This is a genomic window from Autumnicola patrickiae (genome assembly GCF_031846525.1).
Taxonomy (GTDB): Bacteria; Bacteroidota; Bacteroidia; order Flavobacteriales; family Flavobacteriaceae; genus Autumnicola; species Autumnicola patrickiae.
The window spans coordinates 490252-512630 of record NZ_JAVRHM010000001.1; the positions used below are offsets into that span (position 1 = coordinate 490252).

General features: G+C 36.2%; 22 protein-coding genes. All 22 read right to left on the reverse strand.

The window, feature by feature from the left end:
• Position 1: 1 nt before the first annotated feature.
• Positions 2-1153: a glycosyltransferase family 4 protein gene (locus tag RM549_RS02275; protein ID WP_311680244.1), complete on the reverse strand. Its 1152-nt coding sequence runs from the start codon at positions 1151-1153 to the stop codon at positions 2-4.
• Positions 1144-2223, reverse strand: coding sequence for a glycosyltransferase family 4 protein (locus RM549_RS02280; protein WP_311680245.1), 1080 nt, complete (start codon positions 2221-2223; stop codon positions 1144-1146). The genes RM549_RS02275 and RM549_RS02280 overlap by 10 nt, the downstream gene beginning before the upstream one ends.
• A complete protein-coding gene (locus RM549_RS02285; RefSeq protein WP_311680247.1) occupies positions 2220-3653 on the reverse strand; it encodes a hypothetical protein in 1434 nt (477 codons plus the stop codon). Before RM549_RS02285 ends, RM549_RS02280 begins: the two co-directional genes overlap by 4 nt.
• Positions 3654-3702: 49 nt before the next feature.
• Positions 3703-4644, reverse strand: a complete 942-nt coding sequence (locus tag RM549_RS02290; RefSeq protein WP_311680248.1) for an NAD(P)-dependent oxidoreductase — start codon at positions 4642-4644, stop codon at positions 3703-3705.
• Complete coding sequence (locus tag RM549_RS02295) at positions 4641-5336, reverse strand: acylneuraminate cytidylyltransferase family protein (RefSeq protein WP_311680250.1); 696 nt, start codon at positions 5334-5336, stop codon at positions 4641-4643. Before RM549_RS02295 ends, RM549_RS02290 begins: the two co-directional genes overlap by 4 nt.
• Entirely contained in the window at positions 5336-6502 is a 1167-nt protein-coding gene (gene neuC / locus RM549_RS02300) for a UDP-N-acetylglucosamine 2-epimerase (RefSeq protein ID WP_432264690.1), read from the reverse strand. Before neuC ends, RM549_RS02295 begins: the two co-directional genes overlap by 1 nt.
• Positions 6499-7035 carry a class I SAM-dependent methyltransferase gene (locus tag RM549_RS02305; protein WP_311680253.1) on the reverse strand — a complete coding sequence of 179 codons (537 nt, stop codon included), beginning with the start codon at positions 7033-7035 and terminating at the stop codon, positions 6499-6501. The genes neuC and RM549_RS02305 overlap by 4 nt, the downstream gene beginning before the upstream one ends.
• Positions 7036-7427: 392 nt before the next feature.
• Positions 7428-8423, reverse strand: coding sequence for an N-acetylneuraminate synthase family protein (locus tag RM549_RS02310; protein WP_311680254.1), 996 nt, complete (start codon positions 8421-8423; stop codon positions 7428-7430).
• 9 nt (positions 8424-8432) lie between these two features.
• Positions 8433-9320: a glycosyltransferase family 2 protein gene (locus tag RM549_RS02315; protein ID WP_311680256.1), complete on the reverse strand. Its 888-nt coding sequence runs from the start codon at positions 9318-9320 to the stop codon at positions 8433-8435.
• Positions 9321-9325: 5 nt separating this feature from the next.
• On the reverse strand, positions 9326-10573 hold the full coding sequence (locus RM549_RS02320) for a glycosyltransferase family protein (protein WP_311680259.1): 1248 nt from the start codon (positions 10571-10573) through the stop codon (positions 9326-9328).
• Between the two features lie 266 nt (positions 10574-10839).
• Positions 10840-11961 carry a non-hydrolyzing UDP-N-acetylglucosamine 2-epimerase gene (gene wecB, locus RM549_RS02325; protein ID WP_311680261.1) on the reverse strand — a complete coding sequence of 374 codons (1122 nt, stop codon included), beginning with the start codon at positions 11959-11961 and terminating at the stop codon, positions 10840-10842.
• Positions 11958-12893 (reverse strand): glycosyltransferase family 2 protein, encoded by a 936-nt coding sequence (locus tag RM549_RS02330; RefSeq protein WP_311680262.1) that lies wholly within the window; start codon positions 12891-12893, stop codon positions 11958-11960. Before RM549_RS02330 ends, wecB begins: the two co-directional genes overlap by 4 nt.
• A 7-nt stretch (positions 12894-12900) precedes the next feature.
• Positions 12901-13893, reverse strand: coding sequence for a glycosyltransferase family 10 domain-containing protein (locus RM549_RS02335; RefSeq protein ID WP_311680264.1), 993 nt, complete (start codon positions 13891-13893; stop codon positions 12901-12903).
• Position 13894: 1 nt separating this feature from the next.
• The gene (locus tag RM549_RS02340) at positions 13895-14857 is read right to left on the reverse strand and encodes a glycosyltransferase family 2 protein (protein ID WP_311680266.1); all 963 of its coding nucleotides are present in this window, start codon (positions 14855-14857) and stop codon (positions 13895-13897) included.
• A gap of 22 nt (positions 14858-14879) precedes the next feature.
• Positions 14880-16007, reverse strand: coding sequence for a glycosyltransferase (locus RM549_RS02345; RefSeq protein WP_311680267.1), 1128 nt, complete (start codon positions 16005-16007; stop codon positions 14880-14882).
• A gap of 10 nt (positions 16008-16017) precedes the next feature.
• The gene (locus RM549_RS02350; protein WP_311680272.1) at positions 16018-16932 is read right to left on the reverse strand and encodes a glycosyltransferase family 2 protein; all 915 of its coding nucleotides are present in this window, start codon (positions 16930-16932) and stop codon (positions 16018-16020) included.
• A complete protein-coding gene (locus RM549_RS02355; RefSeq protein ID WP_311680274.1) occupies positions 16933-17874 on the reverse strand; it encodes a glycosyltransferase family 2 protein in 942 nt (313 codons plus the stop codon).
• 24 nt (positions 17875-17898) lie between these two features.
• Entirely contained in the window at positions 17899-18654 is a 756-nt protein-coding gene (locus RM549_RS02360) for an O-methyltransferase (protein ID WP_311680277.1), read from the reverse strand.
• The gene (locus RM549_RS02365) at positions 18632-19918 is read right to left on the reverse strand and encodes an ABC transporter ATP-binding protein (RefSeq protein ID WP_311680292.1); all 1287 of its coding nucleotides are present in this window, start codon (positions 19916-19918) and stop codon (positions 18632-18634) included. The genes RM549_RS02360 and RM549_RS02365 overlap by 23 nt, the downstream gene beginning before the upstream one ends.
• Positions 19919-19920: 2 nt before the next feature.
• Positions 19921-20637, reverse strand: a complete 717-nt coding sequence (locus tag RM549_RS02370; protein ID WP_311680299.1) for a class I SAM-dependent methyltransferase — start codon at positions 20635-20637, stop codon at positions 19921-19923.
• 5 nt (positions 20638-20642) lie between these two features.
• Positions 20643-21506, reverse strand: a complete 864-nt coding sequence (locus tag RM549_RS02375) for a beta-1,6-N-acetylglucosaminyltransferase (RefSeq protein ID WP_311680314.1) — start codon at positions 21504-21506, stop codon at positions 20643-20645.
• A gap of 60 nt (positions 21507-21566) precedes the next feature.
• Entirely contained in the window at positions 21567-22364 is a 798-nt protein-coding gene (locus RM549_RS02380) for an FkbM family methyltransferase (protein ID WP_311680317.1), read from the reverse strand.
• Positions 22365-22379 lie beyond the last annotated feature (15 nt).

Consider the following 22379-nt stretch of genomic DNA (forward strand, 5'->3'; position numbering starts at 1 on the left):
TTCAGTCGCCTTCTGGGCTCCTTCGCAATGACCTGTAAAACTCAATATTCCGTTGCACTACTACTTCCGTGGAAAAATTATTGATCACCTGCTGGCGTGCAGCTTTTCCCATTTGTTGTGAAAGTTCGGTATCATTTAATAAACGTAGAATTTTTTCAGCGTAGGCGGAATGGTTGGTTGGATCTTCTGTAAATCCTGTCTCCCCCTCAATCATTACTTCCTTTGCCCAGCCTATATTTGAAGTCACCAAAGCTTTTTCCATAGCCATGGCTTCCAGCCAGGTCATGGGCAGGGCTTCGGCAAAACTCGGCAGGACGACTACAGCGGCGGAAGCTATGTACTCTCTTATTTTCTCATAAGACACTCCGGGGATATGCTGTACCCGTCCCTTTGCTTCAGGAGAAAGTTTTTGCTGAAACAATTCTAAAGTAGATCTTTCTTCAAAAATATCCTTCACATCCTTTCCTAAGAGTAACAATTTAACTCCAGGTTTTTGCTCCACTACTTTATTAAATATCTCCGCCAGCTCCAGGATTCCCTTTTTCCTGATCAGACTACCGAAGTAAAGCAGCGTATCTGGCTCTATGGTTTTCTGATACGGACTGAAGTAATTAGTATCCACAGAATTTGGAATGATTCCAATATTTTTATTCAGTATAAAGATTTCAGAGGTTTGTTTTGCCGTGAATTCACTAACCGATAAAAGCTGATCTGCACCTTTCAAAGCTTCCTTTTCAAACCAGAAATTCTTCTTTTTTTGTATCCGCCCCTCGAGCTTACAAAAATATGCATCACTGCCATGCATCCTGATCACCAACGGGCAACGTAGCTTCATAAAAGCAGTGATTCCCGTCCAGTCAGGCGCCTCAATAGCTTCTATTTTATCTACTATAATAAATTTGTTCAGGTAATTCTGGACGAACTTCCGGTATAAATACCAACCAGCCAACGGAAATTTCCGTTGCCTGATCAAATGGAATTTGACACCATCTTCAGAGAAAACGGCATCTTCTTTTTGTCCGTACACAAAGACCGAAACCGCTACCCCTTCGGAAGCCAATGCAGTGACCATGTTACCTAAACTGGTACCGATTCCTGCGGAAGAAAGCACCTTCGGATGTGGATATTCCGGAGTTAAAAAGCCTAGGTGCATGGAAGTAGCTTTATATGATTTGTGACCATTTGTTCCAGGCTGTACTCCCTCTCTATTAATCCGCTGACATCTTGAGAAATGTCTAATTCCCGGGCCATTACCCTTTGCAGTAGCTCTCTTAATTCTTCTATATCTCCTGCCTGAAAAAGATAACCATTCTTTCCGTGGGATATAATCTCCGGATTCCCACCTACCGGAGTGGTGATTACCGGTACATTGGCCCCCAGGCTTTCCAAAATAGACAAACTGAAACATTCCATATACGTAGGCTGCAGCATATAAGAATAATTCCTGAAAAGTTGCGGCAACTGCGGACTGCTTCCTTTAAAGCTAAACTGCTCTTGCAGATTGTATGCCTCCACCATTTGCTTTAAATCTTTTTCAAAAGGTCCTTCGCCAAAAATTTCAATTATCAGTACTTTTCGCACAGGTTCCGGTAAATTTTTTACAGCTTCAATTAAATCCTGAATGCCTTTGGATTCCCTTAAATGTGAAGCCACAATAAATTTTCCCCGGTTCTCCTCTTTTCGTTTTAGATATACGGAAGTGTCAATGCCGTTGTAAACCACCTTTGTCTTCTTTCTGAGATTGCTGCCGTAATCCTGAAGGATATAATCAGCAGTGTATTGGGATACTCCCACGAAGCAATCAATATATTGAGAATAGAGTTTTCCTTTTAACTTATTTTTTATCCGCTTTTTCAATAAAAAACCGTGCAGCGGACGCGGATTATGGTCTACTGCAATGATGTAAGGCTGATTAAAATATTTCAGCTGTTTATAAAACGAAGTGCATAGCGCCAGGAAATGAGTAACCACAATATCAAAACTTTCATTCTCCTTCAGGAAATTTAGGGCAAAAGTCTCTACAGATTCTTGCTGTGCTGCCAGATGAAGTTCAAAATCTGAATAGAACTCAAACCTCTCCCCACCGGAAAAAAACCAGGTCAGTTTATGCCCTTTTCGAAGTAACTCTTTATTATACGCTTTAAAGAAGCGATCCATTCCCCCTATACGATCCGGTTTCAGTTCGTAGTTGCAAATTACAGCTATATGTTTCCCGGCACTCAAGCTTTTGAAAATTCATTTAAATTCTCAGCTATTCTTTGACTGGTTCCTTTCAGCGGCTTTCCAATCTGCAGTTCTAATAATTCCTTTTGCTCTTTAAGCCGGGCTTCAGGATTTTTCAGACTGAAATTAATTTCCCGAACCAATTCCTCTTCATTTTTAACGATTGCTACTGCGCCACTCTCCAGCACACGCTCGTAATGGCTGTATCGTAAATATTTTTGATCATCATAAAGATCATTTTCCCCTGTACCGAAAGTCGGATTTATTACAGGTTTGTCAAACAACATAAAATCCAAGCTCATCGTGGAGCACATATTAATATTTAAATTACAATATTTTAGGAATGATCTCAAATCTTTCAAATCCTCAGGAAGTGGTACCCGCTGAGACCATGGTTCCGGATGATCTTTTCGGGTTAATTCCCATTTCGGATAATTCCATTTGATAAAGGAAAATCTTTTATTTACTTCTTTAAACCTTGAACCATCCTCCGCCGGGGAAGTACGCACCAGGAAATTAACCTTTTCAATTAATTTGTTCTGCTCCATAAGTTTAGCAATAACCTCAATGTAAAAAGGATCATTTTTACTGGTAGAAGCGTCACCACAACTATAGCAAATGGTTTTAAGGTCAGGATCCAGCTCAAATTTGTGGTAAAAATCCTCTTTTGAAGATGTATATCTGTCCAGCACGTAAGGTTCAAACTGTGGTGTTCCCACCACCTCCACCGGCTGTTTTTTTGTTTCAGGATAAAAAAAATGCAATTCTTTTTTCATTAAATCGCTCCATACCAGAAAGGAATCAAAGGGCGCTGCCATTCTTCCTTTTGACGGTAAGTTATCCCAACTAAAAAGAAAAGAGCAGGTTTTAATCCCCAATTTCTTCGCGGCATAATCAAGTGGTGCGAGATAAGGTGGCCTTTGGTGTGTAAAAAATAAAAGATCCAACTCCTCTCTTTTCAATAATTCGCTGTACACTTTTGTAACTTCATCTTTCTTAAAAGAACTAACTTGATTTCTGTAAAACCTGTTAATCCATTTTTCTGAATGAAATACAGAAGTTATTCTGAAAATCATTTTAGTAATTAGCGCCCGTTTAGTTTTCGTAATGGGATAATTCTTCTGAAGATTATAATCTATACCGGCAAAGTTGTACTTATGCAGTTGCATATGGGCTACTTCCTTGGCTTTACGCCAAAACCAGGTTTTACCTGATTCCTGAAAAACAGGCAGCTCGACAATACTCACATTAGCTCGCTCCTGCATTTCAAAAGATTCAGAAGGTAAGCCCGAAAAAATCACCACCTCATCAAAAGTATTCAAACTTTGATTAACGAAATCACTTAAAAGAAAGTTACGATACCCCACTCCATCAACTATTACCAGTCCCAGAATATGCTTTGATTTCTTTGCTGAACTATTAGTCTGCATAAAACGCTCTTTGAGGGGCTCAAAATAAGAATTTAAATATGAAGGAAAGTTATGCCTGCAGGATTTCCATCCACTTTTTTATTACAAACTCTTCTGTTCTCCACATAGATTCATAGGTAGCACCGGCAATATGAGGAGTAATGATTATATTCTCAAGTTTCTTTGCTGCGTTTATTAAGGTATTATTCTTACGTGATTCTGAAGAAATTTCTAAAGCCAATACATCTGTAGCCAATCCGGAAAGTTTCTTTTGAACCAGCATATCAGCCAAAACAGGTTCATCAATTACTTCTCCCCTGGAGGTGTTTAGGATATATGCGGTTGGTTTTAGATATTTCAGGTTTGCTTCATTTAGAAATTTGGTATTCTCCTGGTTTAGCGGAATATGAATGGAAAGAATATCTATTTCTTTCATAAATTGTTCCAGATCTTCCACAGCATTAGGGTGATTGTTAAGATTGGGATCGGTGTCATAAAACACAAACGGCATTTTAAATACTCTGGCGTACTCCGCTATTTGTTTCCCTACCCTTCCAAAGCCCAGAATTCCGAGTTTATAATGATAAAGGTTGTGTGCCTTAAAATGATCTCTTTTCCAGTTTCCATTCATTACATGGTGATGAGCTGCAGGAATCTTCCGCAGCAAAGCTAACATTAACGCCCAGGTATGTTCCGCTGTAGAAGGAATACCTGCCAGGAATGCTGATTCACCTTTTAAGGATATCACTTTTATTCCTCTTTTTTCAGCGGTATTAAACTCAATATGGTTTAATCCGGTGGTAGGAGTCAGAATGAATTTTAGCTTGTTGGCTTTTTTAAAAACTTCTTCATCAATAACGTGTCCTAACCGAATCATAAGGACATCTATATCCCCGACAGCTTTTAATAAATCAGATCTTGAAAATGGCCCTTTTTTAACTTCCGCTATTTCCTCAAGCAGTTTCAGATTCTCTCTTCCAAAATCTAAAGGTTCGGTTATTAAAGCTTTCATTGGCTTAGGTTATTCCATTTCTTTATCAACGCATTCAGAATAAGAACATCCATTTCAGTATCGATATTTACTGCCCATTCCGCATCCATTACGTAAACAGCTTTGGATTTTGGCATAAAGGTTTTTTCTTTTTTAAGAATCTCCGTTCTTACCAGGTAAATACATCCGTTTCTGATATATTTTTCAGGCAGGTCCTGCCTTCTGGTATTTTCAAATTCCGGCATCTCACTCACGGCTTTATTGTCTTTCATTCTATACATTCTCGCCGGATGATGATCTCCTACGGAAACCATACTTATTACAGCATCTGTACCTTCAGATTCTAACATTTTAATTGCATTATCGATGTCCTTTGCGGTTCGTAAAGGCGCTGTAGGCTGAAGCAGCAGCACAGCATCAAAAAAAAAATTTTCAGCTTCAAATTTCTGAAGTGTGTCCAAAACAGTTTCTACCACATTGGAAGTATCTGAAGCAAATTCAACAGGCCGTGTTATTACCCGACAATTATATTCTTCAGAAATCCTGCTAATTTCCTCATCTTCAGTGTTCACTACCAATTCGGAAAGAAACTTACTTTTCTTTCCGGTTTCAATGGCATAAGAAATTAAAGGTTTTCCTTCAAATTTCCTAATATTTTTACCCGGTACTCCTTTGCTTCCGCCTCTTGCCGGTATGATCCCTAAAACCCTCATTAGTACGTGATGGTTTTACTGAAGGTCAATTCAGTTTCAGCTAAAATATCAGCAATTTTTTTTCCTGAATTTCCATTTCCGTAGAGGGTAGAACTTTGAAAATGCTTTTGTTCTATTGCCGATTTTGTTGCTTTGAGAATTTCTTCTTCTTTATAATCGACATCGGTTACATTTCCGGCACGACTCCTCCGGTGCTGCCGGTTTCCAATATTCACAACCGGAACCCCCAGATAAGCACATTCCCTGAGTCCGGCGCTGGAATTACCTATTAGAGCTTTGGAATTTTTCAATAACTTCAGAAAGCCCATAGGCTCCATATTCTTGAAAAAATGGATGTTCTTTGGTTGTTCCAGTTCTCTAAAAGCACGTATTCCGTTGGAGGTGCCATCAGATCCAGCATCCACATTGGGCCAAAACCAGAAGGCAGGATAATCCAAGGCTTTAATTGCCCTGAGGGTTTCCTGTATATGTTTTTTTGCTTCTTTATATTCAGTAGTCACCGGGTGTTGCATTACTACAATATAACCGTTTTTCCAATTCAATTCGGCACCTACCCCACCGTATTTTAGGATCGGATCAAAATTAAGCTCCGGATTTTCTTCTGCTTCTTTGGCTAGATCTATTGAAGGACAACCGGTGTTGATCACTTTGTCCGGCTCCTCGCCAAGCTTGATTACCCTTTCCCTTGCATCTACAGTACAAACCAGGTGCAGGTCTGCCAATTTAGTATTGGCGTGACGCACCTTTTCATCTATACTTCCCGTCACTTCCCCTCCCTGAACGTGTACCAGCGGAATATTTTGATATGCAGCGGCAATGGAAGTGGCGATGGTTTCGAACCTGTCGGCAACTGTTATCACGGCATCTGGCTGCAGATTATAAAAAACATTGGTGAGTTCCATTACGCCAATTCCGGTAGTTTTGGCCATAGTGGTAGGATTTTCTCCTTCCAGCACCATAAACACTTTTGCTGCAATCGAAAAGCCATCCCTCTCGATGAAATCAACCGCATTCCCATACCTGTCCAGTAAAGCGGAACCAGCTATCACCAACTGTAACTCCAGATTTGGATGGTTTTTTATAGCGGTAAGCGCAGTTTTAATCCGACTGTAGGACGGGCGGGCGGTAACTACTACACAGATTTTTCTTTTCAATCCATTCATCATAACAATTTCCTTAATTGAAACCTTGCAGCTGTACTTGCTTTCATGTTAATCCAGTGCAGACTTTGCTTCGCTGTTGGTGTAGTAAATATTATTTTGAGACCACCCTGAAAATCAGCAGATCTTTTTACTGAGTATTCTCCATTCCTGTTTAATGAAATTAAATGGGCATACCCGGAATTCGGAAAAATATTCTTAATTATTTCTACCTGATCTTTTCTATCCCCTTCAATTAAAATAATACCTCCGGGAATCATCTTTTGTTTTACTTCTCTTAGGTTTTGCTCACTTCCATCAATGATAATTAAATCAAACTTTTGCTGTAATGGTATGGCTGAAACTTCTGGATATAAATCTAATTGGGAACGATTCTGTCCTAAATTATTCGGTATCTGGCTTAGACAAAAATCATTTGCTTCAGTCCCTGTAAACTTTATATCAAGCCCCTCTTCTTTTGAAAATTTAATCAGAGACCCGGAAATAGTTCCTATCCCCACACCAACTTCTAAGATCCTTTTAAATTTGTATTTTTTCACAAGGTTCAGAATGTGGAAAAGTGCAAATTCACTTACAATATGTTGACTTCCCTCAGCCAGGCAATACTGCTTATACTGAGTATGGGTGAATTGTTTTAAATTCATAATGATTGGGGATGCGTAGAGGCTAAAAATATAAAAAATCAATGGAACATTTTTGATTATTACGAGGGACTTTAAAACGTTGTAGTAAAGATGTCATTGCAAGCGCAGCGTTGCTATCGCCTCGCAATGGCAGTTCCATTAGTGATACAGCCGGAATTGCGAGCGTAGTGAAACAAAGCGCTACAATCTGTTGTGGCTTAGTCACGATCATGTTAGGAGACAGCTTACAACGGATTGCCACGTCCACCTACGGCGGATTCGCAATGACGGTTCGCATTGTAAATACCTTAGCTCAAATCCTCCTCCTTTAAAAAATCCCACTGCTTTAGGTCTTGTTTTATCTTCTTTCCTATCACCTTCTCAAATTCGGAAGCAGGAATACCGAAGCCTTTTGGTTTTTTGGCCTCCAAGTCTTCAAATTTAATAATATGTCCTGGAGGCAGATCTTTATTTACTGCTAGGGATTTTTCGAAAATGTTTTTTAATTCGTTAAAAGAAGAATTATCTTCTTTATCTACAGGATGTTTTAATGCCGATGAAATGCTTCTTACCGATTTAACCAACTGATTTATTTCATCTATTTCCAAAGAAGATTTAGCATCGGGGCCAAAACTCCTTCTATCAAAAACCGCATGGAACTCCAGGATCTCCGCCCCCAAAACAGCGGCGGCAATACAGGTTTCTATTTTTGCTGAATGATCTGAATAGCCAGTTTTAACACCATACCTTTCCTTTAATTCTTTTATCACATTGAGACCGTAATTTTCCGGCTGAGTGGGATAAGCTGTGGTACACTGCAGTAAAGAAAAAGGCACTTCTCTTTCTCTCAAGAATTCAACAGATTGATCAAGTTCAGCAAATGAACTCATTCCCGATGATAAAATAATGGGCTTTCTCGTTTTAGCAATCTTCTCCAATAGCAAAAAATTATTCACTTCTCCCGATCCTATCTTATACTGCTTTACCCCCAGTTCTTCCAGAAGGTCTACCGCGTCATTACTAAAAGGGGAAGCCAGAAACTCCACTTCTTGTTCATCGCATCTCGTTTTAATTAGTTTCCAATGTTCCGGCGAAAATTCCATCCGCTTCCAATACTCGAAGCGGGAATAATCCTGTTGGGAAAATTTTACTCTAAAAGGTTCATGAATACTACTCTCTGCATCGGCGATATGCACCTGAAATTTCACGGCGTCCACTCCTGTTTCTGCCAAAGCGTCAATATAACTTAAAGCAAGTCCTAAACTTCCCTCGTGAGCTTGTCCTATTTCAGCAATTATCTGCATAAGTTGATTTTAATAAGTAGGATTTGAAAGGTTATTAAACCTGGCTATGGTTTTTTTTGAAACCGGTTTTCTGTGTTTCAGAACGTTATTTAAATGATAGGCATTTATACCTAATGCTCTGGCATATTCTTTTAGAAATTTACCATTCTTCATCCCATACTTCTTAAAGTTCAAAAAATATAACCTGAAAATCTTTTTTAGCAATAACGGAAAAGGATAATATACTAAATAAAAAGAAGCCGTATTTTTCAGTTGCTTCCCAAACCGGAAATAATTTGCTCCTCCAGTATTATTCTTTTGTTTTTGAGTGCGATGATTTACAACGATTTGATGTGTAAACAAAATATCGTAGCCCAGTTCCAGGGTCTCCATCGCTACACAAACTTCTTCCCCATAGATATCAATCCACACAGGAAATCCACGGGTTTTCTCATATACCTCCTTTTTTATCGCAAATCCACAACCCAGGAAATCCTTAACAAGGTAATCCGGCCCCTCTTTCAGGACTTCAGGGATCTCCGCATCAAATTTAAATATTCCTTTGATTTCTTTAAATGCTATAATACCTACGCGGCTGTTTTCAGCAAAAATATTACTGGATATTGTTATAAAATCGTGTTGCAAAGGATGGGCATCATCATCAAAACCAAACAATATATTTCCTTTTGCTTTTTTATAAAGAATGCTCCTGGCTTTTGATGCTCCCAAATTTTCTTCTGAAATCTCCCACTTCACCTCAGGATGCAGCTTGATAAGCCTTTCTGAATCATCTTTACACCCATCCAAAAGCACCAGGATTTCATGACGATCAAAATCCAAATATTCCTGAAGCACCTTTAAGGTTCTATGGAGTTCTGCTGATCTGTTATTTGAAACAATTAGTACTGAAGCCTCCATCTCTTTTAAGTAAGATTCTCTATTTTCTTCTTTAAGTAATCTGTTGAAAGATACGAATGCAGATCCTCTCTATTTAACTGCAAAGATTCAGGATCGGCTTTCCATTTTACATATAGCTGTTCCAGTTTTGCAGATATCATTTCTACATCATTAGCTTCAGCATAATACTCATAGTCGGATCCAAGTAATCTTCTCACTTCGCTTTTCTCCGGCCCCAGGTGCAAAATAAGCTTGTTGGCAGCAACACAATGTGGAAATTTTCCCGGCAGAAAAGGACTTACTTCAGCAGCCGACTCTAATATAATATTAGCAGAGGCTTTTTCCTGCATTTCAAGAACCAGGTCATAAGGAACATAACCATCACTTACCACAAGTTGTTCTGTTTCCTGTTCCTTCTTCTTTAAAGCTGAAATATGATAAGATGCACTACCGACCAGCAGTAACCGGGTTTTAAATGCGGCATCCGGATTTTTATTTAGAAAAATTTGAAAAGCCTGTATCAAAGGAAAGGGATCTCTTTGTTTCATAAGGTTTCCTGCGTGTAATAAGTTGAATTTTTCAGGATCAAAATACGCTGGCACCTCTAATGGCTCATTTTCTTCCCTCATCTGATGTGGAATTACTAAACCTTTCTCTTTAAAAGCAGGATAAAACTCTTCCATCCATTCCTTTAGCAGCTGACTCGGAAAAGCTGCCCAGCGGCACTTCTGTGAAACTTGGGCAAAGAACTTAATCTTCTGTTCATAACCGGGCTCAGACCAATTATACGGTTCAGGATAATAGTGAAAAGGGTATGGATCATGGATATAAGCCATCCATTTTTCGTGAAGATTTGGAGTATTCAGCAAAGCATAGTGAGGTCTGAAACTAGCTCCTTTACTTAGAGTCAAAACGATATCCGGCCTAAAATCTTTCTCCTTTCTTAAAGCTGCCGCTATACTTCTTACATCATTAAAAAAAGTAAACGAAAAGCCAAATTTCGGTTCCAGATGTTTCGCCAGGTTTATCTTCAATCCATGCTGAAGTTTTCGCTGAAGCCTGCTTAAGAGGAAAACTGCATTCGATCTTTTTTCTTTTATGGCAATACATTTTACTCCCGGCAGCTGAATTTCCTTTCGGGTATAATGATAAACCAACACCTCAAATCCGACATCTTTTAAATTAAGAATAAGCCCCACGTTGGCTTTAGAACCACTACTATCCTCCACGTCAATGGATTCAGCAACAATCAGAATTTTCTTTTTTTGGGGCACTGTTAATGGATTTAAAGCGAAAATAAAGATTTAAAGTGAATTATGTCAGTTCTCCGTTGGGGTCATTGCGAAGGAGCATTTTCGCGACTGAAGCAATCCCTGTACCTAATCTTAGTCTCAAACATTGCGAAGGAGCCCCTTACCCGAATCTTCGTTTCAATCATTGCGAAGGAGTTTTTGGCGACTGAAGCAATCCCTAACTTGAATCTTCGTTTGGATTATTGCGAAGGAGTTTTTTCACGACTGAAGCAATCCCAATCTCTGATTTAACACAAATCCTTCAAAATTTCCACAATCCTCTCCGCAGCCTTGCCATCACCATAAGGATTCGGCTTTTTTTTTAGGTCTGGAGGATTTTGTAATAAGCGAATAGTTTCCTCCACAATTTTCTGTTTGTTTGTTCCTACAAGCACAGAAAACCCGGCTTCCACTCCTTCCATTCGCTCAGAAAATTCACGGGTGACCAGAACGGGTTTTCCAAAAGCAGGAGCTTCTTCCTGGATTCCCCCCGAATCCGAAATAATTACTTCAGCTCTTTGCATCAACCATAGCATGGTTGGATAAGCGACTGGTGCCACCAGGTGAATGTTTGGTTTATTTCCGAGCAGCTCATTCACCGGATTTTTAACATTAGGATTAAGGTGCACCGGATAAATTATTTCAAAATCATCATTTAAAGATAATTCGAGCAGCGCTTCTCCTATCTCTTCCAGACCTTTCCCGAAATTTTCCCGACGGTGACCGGTAACAAGGATCAGCTTTTTATCATCATTTAATCGAGATTTTAGCTCGATAATTTCCTGAGTAAGCTCTTTTTCCGCAAATTTTCCTCTCGCCCAATATAGTGCATCTACCACAGTGTTCCCTGTCAATACTATTTGCTCTGCCGGAATCTTTTCTTTTAAAAGATTTGCATTTGCTTTCTCCGTCGGAGTAAAATAAATGTCTGCAATTCTACTTATCAGCTGCCGGTTGATCTCTTCAGGAAATGGGGAAGTTTTGTTGTAGGTACGTAATCCCGCTTCCACGTGTCCTACTTTTATCTGCCTGTGAAAAGCTGCCTGGGCAATCATAGAGGCAGTAGTAGTATCTCCATGTACCAGTACCATCTCCACGTCAGACTGAGCTTGTCGAAGCCAATCATCAAATACCTCATCCATCCCGCTAAGAATAGACGCACTTAAACCATTAAGGGTTTGTCCGGATTTCATTAGATCAAGATCATAATCCGGAGTTATTTCAAAAAAATCCAAGACTTGATCTAGCATTTCCCGATGCTGTGCAGTTACACAAACCTTAAAAGGCATTTTTTCCTTCTTAAGCTCATGAATTACCGGCGCCATTTTTATGGCTTCAGGGCGGGTACCAAAACAAAGGAGGAGTTTCAAGATAGATTCTTTTTAATAAGTTTTTTTGTGCGATGACCAATAACGAAGATTGGATAAAATTTATAGAGCATTCGATATTTTGCACGGATTAAAATATTGACGTACGATATTTCCAGAACATAATCCACTATTGATTTTTCTTTCAGAAATATTCCCATTTGCACAAAATAGCGAATTAACCTTCCGGAAAGGAGTCTTTTTTGCTTCAAATTTTTAATTATTAATTTGACAGCTTTCACCTGAGAAGCTTTTCTTCCCTCATTCCCCAGCCAAAACTCCCCGGTATTGGACTCCGGGTGTTTTCTATTATAGTACAAAACCTCATCAATGCCAACACCTTCATAGCCTTCCAACAAAATTTTTATATAACACTCCCACTCCTCCGCATAACTCAAGGATTCATTGAATCTGATACTAGCAAAACATTCCTTTTTCCACATCACGGTACAGGAAGCAAGGGCAATCTCGTTCATTACCACCTGCTCAATCTGTGCGGGGCCAATGCCATAGCAGTTCACGGGATCAGGAATTTGCCCAACCAAAGGAATAGATTCGGCAAAAGACTGCTTCTTATAATGGCAAAAATCAGCTCCTGTATTCTCCAATAATCTTTGACATACTTCAAGATTTTGTGGGTGGGCAATATCGTCATCATCAAAGAATATGATGTATTTTCCTTTGGCACATTCCAAACCATAATTTCTCGCACCAGGAAGTCCCTTTTGATGAGAATCAGACCTTTGTAGATACTTGAATCGCTTCTCTTTTTCAGTATATGAGTGGACAATTTCTTTTGTGTTGTCAGTACTACCATCATCAATGATGAGGCACTCCCAATTTTCGAATGTTTGCTTTAAGACAGAATCGAGCATTTCTCCAATAAGATGAACACGGTTAAGAGTCGGAAGGATAATACTTATTTTATTTCCCATTTTACTTTTAACCTATAAAGTTCTTCTTTATCTTTTGAAGAAAGTTTAATCTTCGATTCAAGAAGATCAGTTTCTTTTGAAGTTTTCTTTTCTTGATATTTAGCTGGTGTAAATACTTTTTTGCAGTTTTTGCCACCGGTTTCCTATTTTTGCTTTCTGAAATGCAGTAAAACAGAAATTGACTCAAATTATCTATCTCAAGGACATCGGGAATTGTATTATTCCTGAAGACAGGTTTCCTCAAAATCTCCATATACTTTTCCTTGTCCTTTTCCATATTAAATATAGTAGCAAAAATATCTTCTTCGTTCTCTCCTGGTCTATAATGAATAAATCTCTCAACATTAAAAACATTACCAACTAACGGATCCCCCCAATAAACAGGAATACCTCCAGCTAAGATTCCATCCACGAGTTTTTCTGTTAAATAGCCTGGAAAAGATTCGTTTTCAAATGCAAGTACAAACTTATATTTTGAAATGAACTCTAACTTATTACTTATGCGACCTCCGATGTTATTTAATGTACCTCCTCCTGAATCTACCTTTTTTAAATTATTTAGATTTTGAAAAAATTCTATTCTTTTTTTTGCACCCGGATTGGAAACTACCATACAACAAAACCTTTTCTTTTGTTCCCACTGCCTTTCAGCTTCCTGCTCGGTAAATTTTTGACATAACTTATCCAAGTTATTAGAACTCAAAATCCTATAAGCGTAAAAGGGAAAACGATAATGATTTTTTCTGTCTAAAAATTCAAAAGAAATACCAAAATCAGCAGCTGTGAAATCCAGTTTTTTATTCTCAGCGGTATAAAATATTCTAATGCAATTAAATTTTAGATACTCCCAACCATAACAGGAATAAAAAAGTATATCCGGATCCTCACTTATTATAACCTCATATTTTTCCGAAAGAATTCTATAAAATAAATTGTTTTTCTTATCAAATGTCGCCCAAAAATCAGCAAAATTAATTTTAAGACTTGGTGAACTTGTCATATTAATACAAGGTTAACTTTACCTCATTTGAGAATTTTGTCTCCCCTCTTCCAGTTAAAACAAAAACTAGACCTATAAGAAGTAATTTCCATTTCAACCTTCTACAAAAAGAACGATGCTTAGAAAGATTATAAAAAAATAGTTTATATCTCTTTGATAATAACATCTGTCTATAAACTAAGAAATAATATAAAATGGATTGTTGGGCTTCTTTTTCACTCCTTTTTTTAAATAGAAATTCTGCTATATCCTTCCTAACTTTTAATTCCGACAATAATGCTTCTGAAGTAATACGGTTTAAATAGTTTCCACTTATCGAAAGTTGATGAACTCGCACTTTCACCTGAACCTTGTTTAATGGAATATGTTTCATCTGGTTCTTAATTAAAATTTTAAACCCGAAATCTAAATCCTGAGCTCTACATAATTTCTCATCAAATCTGGTATTCCCAATAATTTCCCGAGAATACAAAAGGGACGGCGTGTTCAACACCAGATTACCGAAACAAAAATCCTTTAAAATATCGTCCGTTAAATTCACATTATAGGATCTAGGGCTATTCATTTCTTTATCTGTGAATTTCTCAAACCCACAGGAAATAATATTTACCTCACCTTGATTCTCAATAATTTTTATTTCTTCAGCTAGTAGAGATGGAAACATCAAATCATCACTATCAAAAAATTTAATATAATCCCCTTGACTAACATCTATACCATAATTCCTGCACGCGTTTGCGCCTGAAGCCATATCTTCTGGGCGAGTATAATATTTAATTCTGGAATCGATTCCACAATAAAAACTCATAAGTTGTTCAGTGTTATCGGTAGAACCATCATCAATAACAAAACATTCCCACCTCTGATTAGTCTGGGCTAAAATGGAATCTAACGTTTGGCCTATCATTTCACACCTATTAAAAGTAGGTATGATTATAGATATTAAGGGTTCCAATTGCGGCATTGTATAATTCTACTAAGAGCTATTATTTTATGCTTTTATCTTGTTTCTTTACTTCGTAAAGTAAATCATTCAACACTGAAATATGTCTTGACAATGTAAAGGAATTTTTTATTATGCCTCTTCCTTTTTCCCCCATTTCTTTGGCCAACTTATTATTACAGAGGAGTTTTCTCATAGATTTCGCCATTCCTTCTACATCATGTTCATTTACTAAAAATCCGCTTTTATTTTCCTTTATTATATCCACAATTCCTCCATGGCGCGTGGAAATTACTGGTAAAGCTGCTGCTGATGCCTCCAGAATAGTTAAAGGAGTTCCTTCCATATCCCCATATTCAGTTCTTACAGAATGCTGGACGAAGGCTAAAGACTTTTCTAAATATTTTGACATTTTCTTTTGATCTAAAACACCCACAAATAGAACATTCTTTTCTAAACCCAGAAACCTGACCAGATTCTTACAAGAATAAATTAAAGGGCCATCACCTGCCATTATAAGTTTTGCTTTAGGAAATTCCTTTATTACCTTTTGAAAAGCAAGAATAGTATAATGGGGCGCCTTTTTGTCAACAAACCTTCCTGCAGCAAAAAACTGAAGATTTAGGAAATCCGGTTGATTATTGAAAAATAAATCATTTGGACCATATACATTATATATTAATTTAGCTCTAGGACACCCCAGGCGCAGGATGTCCTCCTCCATTTTTCTAGAGACAACAATTATAAAGCTAGCATATTCAAATATATCTTTATAACTTTTATTTATTTCAATTACTTCTAATATGGAAGCATCATAACCGTGAAAATGAACTATCAATGGTAAATTTAATTTCCTGAGAACTGGCAAGTAAGGTCCAATGGTATTGCCATATTCAGCTAACACTACGTCAATTTTATTTTGTTTGAAGGAATCAAGAAGAATTTGTTGGTAATACCAACTATAATTTTTTTGAAAAAAATTTCTTTGAATTTTATAGAAAGGCTTTTTCCAGGTATTTTCAAGTATACCAAAGCCACTTAGCTTTTGTTTAGCTAAAGTACCATAATAAAAGTACACTTTCCCTTTTAATAAATTTTTATGTGCCTGAATAAAAGTTTCAGAATAGGCGTCATCAACCGGAGAAATAATCGCAATACGATTCTCTTTCATACTTTTCAATTTAAAGCTTGTATTTCTCATGAACAATTTTAACAACGGCTGAAGAAATGTCCAATAAACCCAGAAATTTTAAGCAAATAATATACTGCCGAATAGCAAACAGATATTTTCCTTTATAAATACTATGACGAATGTATTTAGAAGCTTTCTCTCGTTTTAAATTCTTAAAATCTTCTTTAGCAAGAAACCTACATGCTGTAATTTCCTTTTTTTCTTCTACATCAGTAATGCATCTTAGATAACTTTCCATTTTTTTTAGTGGCTTTTCTTGAAAGTTTGTATTAACTGAACTACTACCGGTTATATTCCATTGGGTAGTAACTTGGTTTACAGAAAAAAAAGGAAACTTGATTAAAAGCCTTAACCACAGATGTTGATCCTCCCAATAAGAAAATTGATCAGGAAATTTGTTATAGTTGAACGCTTCCCTTGACACACAAATTGCATTAATATATAAAGACTTACCTTGAAGAATAAAATTTGCAACTTGTTTATTGTTTAGATTTTCAAACCATTTTTCATGATGTATTGATTGCTTCTGACAAATATTTAATTCAGTATGAAAAATTCCTATAACAAAATTCACTTTATTTATTTTCTCTAGAAGTGCGACTAAATGGTTTGGGAAATAAATATCATCACTATCTAAAAAACAGATGTATTCTCCTTCGGCTATCGCAATTCCGAAGTTTCTTGCCTTACTTCTTTCTTCATGGCTCTTGTAGTAATATTTAATGCGAGAATCTTTAAATGAATTAATGATTCTTTCAGTACCATCAGTAGAACCATCATCAATAACAAGACACTCCCAATTATCATATGATTGTTCTAAAACGCTCTTTATGGCTTCCTTAATTATATCAGCTCGATTAAAAGTCGGGACAATTATAGAAAAAAGTATTTTTGAATCATTCATCTACTGCATCTTGTTTTGTGTATTTTTTTTAAACTGCACCCATTTAATTTTTAATTTCTCGAATATCGTCTGTTTCTTCGTTTTCTTGTGAATATTCACATCAAAAAAGTTTTCATGTTTACCAATTAGAAAAGGATAGGTGTTTTCTAAATTTTGGAATATCCTTTCTTTTGCTCTTGTTACAAAATAGATACTATCCTCTTTATACTGTATTTTAAGATAGGATTCTATAAGTTTCCAGCTATTTATTAGATCTTCTACTTTTTTTATTGAATCATAAGAACTCGTATTTCCTTCAATACTACGTCTATAATACACTATTCCCTCTTCAGAATGTTTAATTTTCTTAGCGTTAGAAATTATCCTTACCATAAATTCTCCATCCTGATTCATTAAAAGAGATTCTAACCAAGGGCCTGCTTTTAAAATAAGGTGGCGATGCATCAAATAAGCGTGAGGGGGGAGGTATCCAAAAGAATCTGCCAGGGCTTCTAAAAAAGAGTATGAAGAGGAAAAATCCTTATAAATTTTTAAATCTTCAAAACCACTTTCTTTTTCCCGATTTGAAAATCTTGTCCATTTACAAGTTAATAAGGTTAAGATATTACCATCTAACAAGGAAATCTGCTCTTCTATTTTATTAAAAGAAAGCAGATCATCTGAATCTAACCATTGGATGTAATCACCTTTACTTTTTTGGAAGCCATAATTTCTGGAGGAGTTTGCTCCTGTTGGAAGATGATCAGGCTTGGTATAAAATTTAATTCTGGGGTCTTTAATACAATAAAATTCCATTAATTCCAAAATATAATCATTGGAACCATCATCAACAACTATACACTCCCATTTTAGATAAGTTTGTGCAATCACAGATTCCAAGGTTTCCCCAATAAGAGAAGCCCGGTTGTAGGAGGGAATAATTATGGAAACTAAAAGATTCAAAAATGATTATTTAATAATAGGTTTTTATATTTGGAAAGGACTGACATCAAAAGTTCTTTGGCTGGTAAAAAAACCATATCTCTCGTGAATTTTTGATGTCCTCTTTAACACTTTCTCCCATTCTTTTAATATCTCTGCTTCATCAGGCCTTTGTACATCGTCCAAAAAAATACTGGCTTCTCTTGCAATACGACTTTTTAAAAAGGGAATTGCAGAATACCTAGCATAAGGGGTACTGCCACCAAAAGGTCCATCTACCAGAACCAAATCAATTTCTTCCTTACTCGTAAGATTATCTTCTAGAACTTGAGTATCATACCAAGTATCCTGTTCGCGGAAAGAATAATTATTAGGAACTTCAACAAGAGGAGCAATTATTATATTTACTCTATCAAAAATGTCATATAATTGGAGCTGTCTCTTCAATTCTTTGGCCCATTTTTCATCGGATTCCACAGTATAAAAAATAGCATCTGAATTGAGTACCTTTAATAATTTTGCTATATAAAAGGTGGAAGCTCCCGAACCGAGTTCAATAATATATTTACGGTTGTTAATAGTGATATCATTAAGAACATGAAGAATTGTGCTTGGCGAAATTGCCCACGCGGAAAATGATATAAAAGAATCCTCATGAAAAAGCTGCTTAAGCTGACTATGATTAAATAGGACCTGATGATGATACAGTAAATCCTGATGATTTTGATGCTGCTGGTCTCTTAAAAGCCGAAACCTGATATCAACGATCTCTTTTATTTTATTTTTTAATTTCCTTATCATTGAATTTATAATCAAAATTGGCTAAAATTCTACTCTGACTAACTGGCACCTCAATTCCTGTTGAGTAGAACATTCCTGCTTCCACATTAAAACTAAACGCATTCTGAATCCAATCACTCACTACACCTTTAGCTTTGATATGAATTGTCATTAAATAACTTCCTTGATTTAAAATACAATTTTCCATTTGAATGGTTAAGTTTTTTAGAATTCCATTAATGCATTTTCCAGCCATATTAGAGCTACCCCAAATTAATCTTTGACCGACATTATCATCAATCCTAAACTCAATCACGATATCTTGCTCTAGGTAATTTAAAGGATTATAAAAGTGTAATTCTATATTCAATGGCCCGCCACTCTTAGGTAGTAATTTTCTTTCTGCTCCGTAAACGGCGGCATTCCTTAATTTCACCTCTCCAGTTCCTTTTCTATCTACCTCTGCTAAATCTATAAAATCCTGCGATCTCTGATTACTTTCTAAATAATTATCAATCACTTGATCTACCGACCCATCAACACTTAAAAATCCATTTCTAATTAGCACCCCACGGGAACATAAATTTTTAATGCTCGCCATATTATGACTAACAAAAAGCACTGTTCTACCCTCTCCAGTAGAAAGGTCTTGCATTTTACCAATGGCTTTTTTCTGAAATTCAGCATCACCAACGGCTAACACCTCATCAACCACTAAAATTTCGGGTTCCAGGTGGGCCGCAACTGCGAAACCAAGTCTAACAGTCATCCCGCTGCTATAGCGTTTTACTGGGGTATCTATATATTTTTCACAACCAGAGAAAGCGATGATCTCATCCAGTTTACTTTTAATCTCAGCTCTACTCATTCCTAAAACAGCACCGTTCATAAAGATATTTTCCCTTCCGGTAAGTTCCCCATGAAACCCCGTTCCCACTTCCAGTAAAGATGCAATTCTACCTTTGGTTTTTATACTACCGGTGGTAGGCGCCGTCACCCGGGAAAGAATTTTTAATAAAGTAGATTTTCCTGCGCCATTTTTTCCTATTATCCCTAAAACTTCTCCTTGCTTCACCTCAAAATTTATATCGCGTAACGCCCATACATAATCTTCGGTGGCGGTGGCACTTCTGTCGTTCACGCCTCCTACTTTTAAATAAGGATTTTCTTTGCCACGAAGCTTATGCCACCAACGATTTAAATCATGCTGTAAGCTTCCCGTACCTACATTACCAAGACGATATTGTTTTGAGAGATTCTCTGCCTTTAAAATCACACCTCCCATTCTTATTTCTTTTTATCAATAAAGCTTTTAAATTCTTTAGGGTCCTTTAATCCTATTCTACTTTGGGGATTACATCTAAGATTGTCAAAGGTTAAGTTATCAATTTCTTCAAAAAGCGCTCCATCTTTTTCTAGATTTAATTTACTTATTTCTCTAAAATTAATAACTCCCAAACCGTAATCGCTATTTAAAACCTGGATATCTAATTCCTTACTATATCTTTTCTTTAAGTACACTATGGTTTTCCAAACATCACCACACCATTCCCCTGTCCAACCTTCTAATTTTAAACTCCTGGCATGTTGATATGAATCTGCAGGATATGCTGCGGCACTATTTGGGGGGAAACAGTCGTGCATCACTATAGTTCCCTTTTCACTTAAATATGTCAAAGAGTTTAATACATCTCTTAAACTTGCTTCATATGTATGCAAACCATCAATAAATACGATATCAGGATTTAAATGGTTATTCGTTTTCATTTCTTCATGAAAAAAATCATCGCTTTTTAATTCAAAATATCTGTTTTTAAAATTTCCAGGATTTTTAAAATACCACTTTAGTTTTTCTAATCTACTAAACTGGAAAAAGGGATCTACAGCTATTTTATTCTTACATTTAACTTTAAAAAATGTAGCACCTTTAAAGACGCCAATTTCCAAATAATTACTGTATTGGTTTTTATCAATCAAATGCTGAATAAGAGTTGTTCTGTCCATAACTTCTATCTTAACTTTAGATCTATTTCCCTAATTACCTCGTTAGAATCATCATTAAATTTCCTGGCAAAAAAAGGATGATAATTACCGTAAACGCTGGTAAATGAATGTTCCTTAGAAAATAAATCTAGATGGTTTTTATTAATGATTGCCGGTGGAGGGTAACAATTCCAATCTGTGTATGTGAGATTATTTTTAAATTTTAAGTTTAAAGGAGCATTTCCTAAAATTGTTGGTATTAAAGATTCCTCCGGACACCAACTAGTTTTAAAAAATCGGATCAATAAAGAATTGCTTTCGATAACTTTTAAAATATATTGTACTGAAAAATGACTAAGAGCCCACCAAGTTGAACCATGATATATTTTATCAAATGGATACTTTTTTTTGATAAATACTTTCCTCATACTATTTTCTAAAGTCAAAAATAATTTAGTTTTATAACTATATAAATCTCGCCTGTCGAAACAATCAAAGTAATAATATTTTATACGTTTTTCAGGTTTATGACTTTGGAAACCCTCAATTATATTAATGTACTCTCCACCTTCTTGTAGTTTTTTATATAAAAATGAATTCGGCCGTATAGGATAGTCAGCACCACTAAGCAAAACGTAATAATCGAAGGAAGATTTTGAAGCTTCTTTCATTAGAGAAAGTATAGCATCCAAATGGGACCAGCCACCCCACCAAACTTTTCTTCTTTTGATAAAAAAAAGATTTTCAATATCATTTAAATTTTCAGGAAGAGGACTTTTCTTGTCTATATGCAAATAGAAGGAAGGCTTTGTTTCATCACTTAGAGCTTTAAGCAACCTTCTTAAGTGATGGTAGTTCCCGAAAGCAGTAATTAAATAAGCTATTTTCATTTTTATATTTTGAAACTGAACAATTTATAGACCCTTCACAGCTATATAGAATTTCCCTCTTTACACTCGCATCTCCTCTTTCAGTCTATACCAATCATGAAATAATGAAAATTCTGTATGAACCCTACAGTATCCATTTTCTATTAATAAATTATAAATTTTTTCCCGTACTGGAGAATAATTATGTTCCACACTTATTACTCTAAATTTATATTTTTTAAAATTAAAGGATTGTAAGATTTGATATTCACTTCCTTCTGTGTCTATGGAAATGTAATCTATGATAGGAGGTGCATTGTATTTATCTAGTAAGTCTATTAAAGAAATAGTAGTAATATTATATTTCTTTCCTTTATTTCGAAGAGGTCCATGATTATCTTCAATTTCAATTCCTGAAATAGTCGATAATTCAGCTTTTTCAGTTTCATTGAAGCTGAATTCTTTTCCAGATTCACTCCAAATACAGTCTTTTTCTATAAAGCAACCCCTATTTTTTAACAATTCCGAATGCCAACATTTTGCTGGTTCTGCTAATATCCCGTTCCAGCCGAATTCATTTTCCAATATAAAGGAATTACTAAACGACAAGCCATCTGTAGCACCAAATTCCACGAAATAACCATTCCGTTTAAAATCCAGCTCCATTAGGACAAATAGATCTTGTTTAATTTGAGATCTAGAAAGTTTTTTATAAAATAAATAATCAGAGGCATTTTTCGAGGGGTAATTTAAAATAAACTTATATTCTTTTGCATAATCCTTATTTCCGATATGCTCAATTAATACATTTTCCTTAACCAACTTTAACCTGAAAGGCTGCAGAAATAGGTTAATAATGTTTTTTAAACCTTTTTTCATTAAGTTTTATTAGTG

Bases quoted from the DNA above. Each gene is read 5' to 3' on its own strand.
- RM549_RS02275 (WP_311680244.1), bottom strand. From the start codon at position 1,153: ATGCACCTAGGCTTTTTAACTCCGGAATATCCACATCCGAAGGTGCTT.
- RM549_RS02295 (WP_311680250.1), bottom strand. From the start codon at position 5,336: ATGAGGGTTTTAGGGATCATACCGGCAAGAGGCGGAAGCAAAGGAGTA.
- RM549_RS02290 (WP_311680248.1), bottom strand. From the start codon at position 4,644: ATGAAAGCTTTAATAACCGAACCTTTAGATTTTGGAAGAGAGAATCTG.
- RM549_RS02375 (WP_311680314.1), bottom strand. From the start codon at position 21,506: ATGAAAATAGCTTATTTAATTACTGCTTTCGGGAACTACCATCACTTA.
- RM549_RS02310 (WP_311680254.1), bottom strand. From the start codon at position 8,423: ATGCAGATAATTGCTGAAATAGGACAAGCTCACGAGGGAAGTTTAGGA.
- RM549_RS02285 (WP_311680247.1), bottom strand. From the start codon at position 3,653: ATGCAGACTAATAGTTCAGCAAAGAAATCAAAGCATATTCTGGGACTG.
- RM549_RS02380 (WP_311680317.1), bottom strand. From the start codon at position 22,364: ATGAAAAAAGGTTTAAAAAACATTATTAACCTATTTCTGCAGCCTTTC.
- RM549_RS02335 (WP_311680264.1), bottom strand. From the start codon at position 13,893: ATGACAAGTTCACCAAGTCTTAAAATTAATTTTGCTGATTTTTGGGCG.
- RM549_RS02350 (WP_311680272.1), bottom strand. From the start codon at position 16,932: ATGAATGATTCAAAAATACTTTTTTCTATAATTGTCCCGACTTTTAAT.
- RM549_RS02330 (WP_311680262.1), bottom strand. From the start codon at position 12,893: ATGGGAAATAAAATAAGTATTATCCTTCCGACTCTTAACCGTGTTCAT.
- RM549_RS02370 (WP_311680299.1), bottom strand. From the start codon at position 20,637: ATGGACAGAACAACTCTTATTCAGCATTTGATTGATAAAAACCAATAC.
- neuC (WP_432264690.1), bottom strand. From the start codon at position 6,502: ATGATGAATGGATTGAAAAGAAAAATCTGTGTAGTAGTTACCGCCCGC.
- RM549_RS02345 (WP_311680267.1), bottom strand. From the start codon at position 16,007: ATGAAAGAGAATCGTATTGCGATTATTTCTCCGGTTGATGACGCCTAT.
- RM549_RS02365 (WP_311680292.1), bottom strand. From the start codon at position 19,918: ATGGGAGGTGTGATTTTAAAGGCAGAGAATCTCTCAAAACAATATCGT.
- RM549_RS02315 (WP_311680256.1), bottom strand. From the start codon at position 9,320: ATGGAGGCTTCAGTACTAATTGTTTCAAATAACAGATCAGCAGAACTC.
- RM549_RS02360 (WP_311680277.1), bottom strand. From the start codon at position 18,654: ATGATAAGGAAATTAAAAAATAAAATAAAAGAGATCGTTGATATCAGG.
- RM549_RS02340 (WP_311680266.1), bottom strand. From the start codon at position 14,857: ATGCCGCAATTGGAACCCTTAATATCTATAATCATACCTACTTTTAAT.